The 2521-nt window shown below is 42.9% G+C and carries 3 protein-coding genes; 1 reads left to right on the top strand and 2 read right to left on the bottom strand.

Features of this window, described 5'->3' with window-relative positions:
- Positions 1-344, bottom strand: a 344-nt coding sequence (locus tag WA010_RS08640) for a ribonucleotide-diphosphate reductase subunit beta (RefSeq protein ID WP_422556725.1), incomplete at its 3' end; no start/stop codon positions are given.
- Positions 345-467: 123 nt separating this feature from the next.
- Positions 468-800 (bottom strand): hypothetical protein, encoded by a 333-nt coding sequence (locus WA010_RS08635; protein ID WP_422556724.1) that lies wholly within the window; start codon positions 798-800, stop codon positions 468-470.
- 175 nt (positions 801-975) lie between these two features.
- Here WA010_RS08635 and WA010_RS08630 point away from each other — a divergent pair.
- The coding region (locus tag WA010_RS08630; RefSeq protein ID WP_422556723.1) for a DUF748 domain-containing protein at positions 976-2521 on the top strand (1546 nt) is incomplete at its 3' end.

Below are 2521 nucleotides of genomic sequence, written 5' to 3'. Positions count from 1 at the left end.
CTTTGGCGTACCAAAATGAGATTAACCTCAGGAGCGGTAACGTAGGGATTGACGTTGTCCATCAGGTTATTGGTTTGAAGAGAGTCCATGAAAATAAGCTGGGAGAGGGCTTTGTCGTAGGCTGTTTTTTCCATCTCGGTGAGGTATTTGTAGTCTACCGCATCGCGGGTCATATCGACCTCTTTGGGGAACCATGTGTTGTTGAGCATCATCTCCCAAAGGTTATACGCCCATTGGTATTTGATATTGTTGAGCTCGAAAATACCGGTAGGATTGCCGCCGAAAATCTGGCGGTCGTTTACGTGTTCGTTTGAGGTTGGATTGTAAATTTGTTTACGCTTCATTTCGGCTATCCCTACTGTACAGATAAAGTAGATGATTATGTCGAAATATAGATTTAAGTAGGCTAAAAGTGAGGAATATAATGTTTTGTAAAATACTCTAAGCCCTTATTTAGGGATGAAGGCTTAGAGGGTGGATGAGGTATCCGTACTGATATTAACGTAAGTAGAGATATTTTGGGAGCGTTGAGTCTCTTTTGAAAGGGCTGTAAAATCTTGTACCGATAGGGCGGTAGGGGTGTAGCTTTGATCTTTTTGATACATGACCGATGATTTAATAAAAACCTCTTGCTGCTCTTGTTTTGATTTGGCATTAGTGATTTCAGTACTATTTTTTTCTTGTTGTTTTAGCTCTTCTTGGGAGCTTTTTGTTTGCTCTTTTAGCATGGCTGGATCAGGTCGTCCCACTTGAAGCGGTTGCGGATAAGGAGTTTGAAAAGTATATGAACTAATTTGCATTGTAAGCCTCCTATTTGAGTCTATCTTTTATAACTTTACCCCCAGAAAACAAAAAAAATGATTAAGATTTTGGATTATAAAGGATTAGGTTTATGCATCAGCTTTCTTGAAAAAACATTTGTGATACAATAATTTATTATGATTTGAGTGAATGATTTTTTTTAGGGAGTACATTATGATTAAGCCGACATTGAAATGGATCGGAGGAATAGTCGCTATTTATGCCGCTTTAGGCTTTTTAGCTCTCCCTTATGCTATCAAAAACAGTGTTCCTGATAAAGTCTCGGAGGCAACAAAAGGGGGAATTTTTTCCGTTGAATCGGCCTCCTTTAATCCCTTTACTTTTCATCTCACTTTGACAAATCTGAGCTTCAAAACACCTCAAAAACATGATCTGATCGCACTTAAAAGTTTCTCTCTTAATATTGATCCCCTTGCGTATTTGTGGAAGGGGGTGGTAATCAATGATGTTACGTTGAGTGAGCCTCATGTGAGTATTCATCGTGATAAAAATGGGGATTTCAATTTTAAATGGCTTACCGAATTGGGCGGCGATGAAGCGAGCGATGATACATCATCCGAACCGTTAAAGCTCATTATCAACCATTTCGGATTGAAAAACGGAACATTGAACTATCGTGATTACGCGGAAGGGAAAGCGTATACTCTCGATGTGGGACCTATCGGGTTTAATCTCGATAACATCGATTTACGCGATCTCTCCAGTGTGGATGGGAAAATGCGCCTTTATGCGACAATCAACGAGGGGGGATTTATCGATTTAAAAACAAAAATCGATGCTCTCTCGCCTCTCATGCTGGGGGGAAGTGTCACGTTTGATTCGGGGAAACTCTATACCCCATGGCGTTATTTCAAAGAAAAATTTCCGATCGAAGTAGCGGATGGTTCTGCCGCTTTTGGGTTTGATTATCGATTTAACAGTGCGGATGTGAACGCGACGGAGCTTACTAAGCTCCATTTTGAAATCGATAAGCTTCGTATTATCCCAAAAGATGAGGATAGAAATCTGCTGGCTCTTGGGACGTTACGTCTCAAAGAGGGAGCTGTTCAGCCGATGAAAAAGCGCTTTAGTGCCCGTTCTTTGGAACTCAACACTCTCAACCTCTCGGCACAGCGTTCGCATGAGGGGAAAATCGATTGGGTCAACTATCTCGAAGCGATCCAAAAAGCATTCCCAAAAGATGAAAATGAGACAGCGTCAGAGCCATGGAGCTTTGCGTTGGGGAGCGTGTCGGTTGAAAACGTAGGGGTGCAGTGGAGTGATAATGCTCCACGAGAGCCGTATAAAGCTGTGTTGAATAATTTGCGTCTGAATACAGGAGCTGTTTCGAGTGATGAAAAAACGCTTCTTAATCTCTCACTAGCAACCGATACTCTGCGGGTAACACGACAGAGGGATGAAGCGATTGCGATAGGGTTAACGGGAATCGGGGTTGAGGATATCGAAATTGACCGCGCGGGAAAATACGCATCGGTTCAAAAACTCTCCCTACTGAGTCCGAGTGTCGCGTTGAAACGGTTATCGGATGGATCGATTGATCTCTCTAGCTATGCTTATACTTCGTCGGCACCCGCTTCCTCATCCTCGGAGGCTCCGTGGGGATATCGAGTGGGTGAGATCGATGTGAGCAATGGGGCGGTTGCGTTTGTCGATGAGGTACCTAAACGGAATGTCTCGGTAAACCTCGATCAGCTGCATT

The sequence above is a fragment of the Sulfuricurvum sp. genome (genome assembly GCF_049305995.1).
Classification (GTDB): Bacteria; Campylobacterota; Campylobacteria; order Campylobacterales; family Sulfurimonadaceae; genus Sulfuricurvum.
This window is presented reverse-complemented; position numbering and strand designations above follow the sequence as displayed.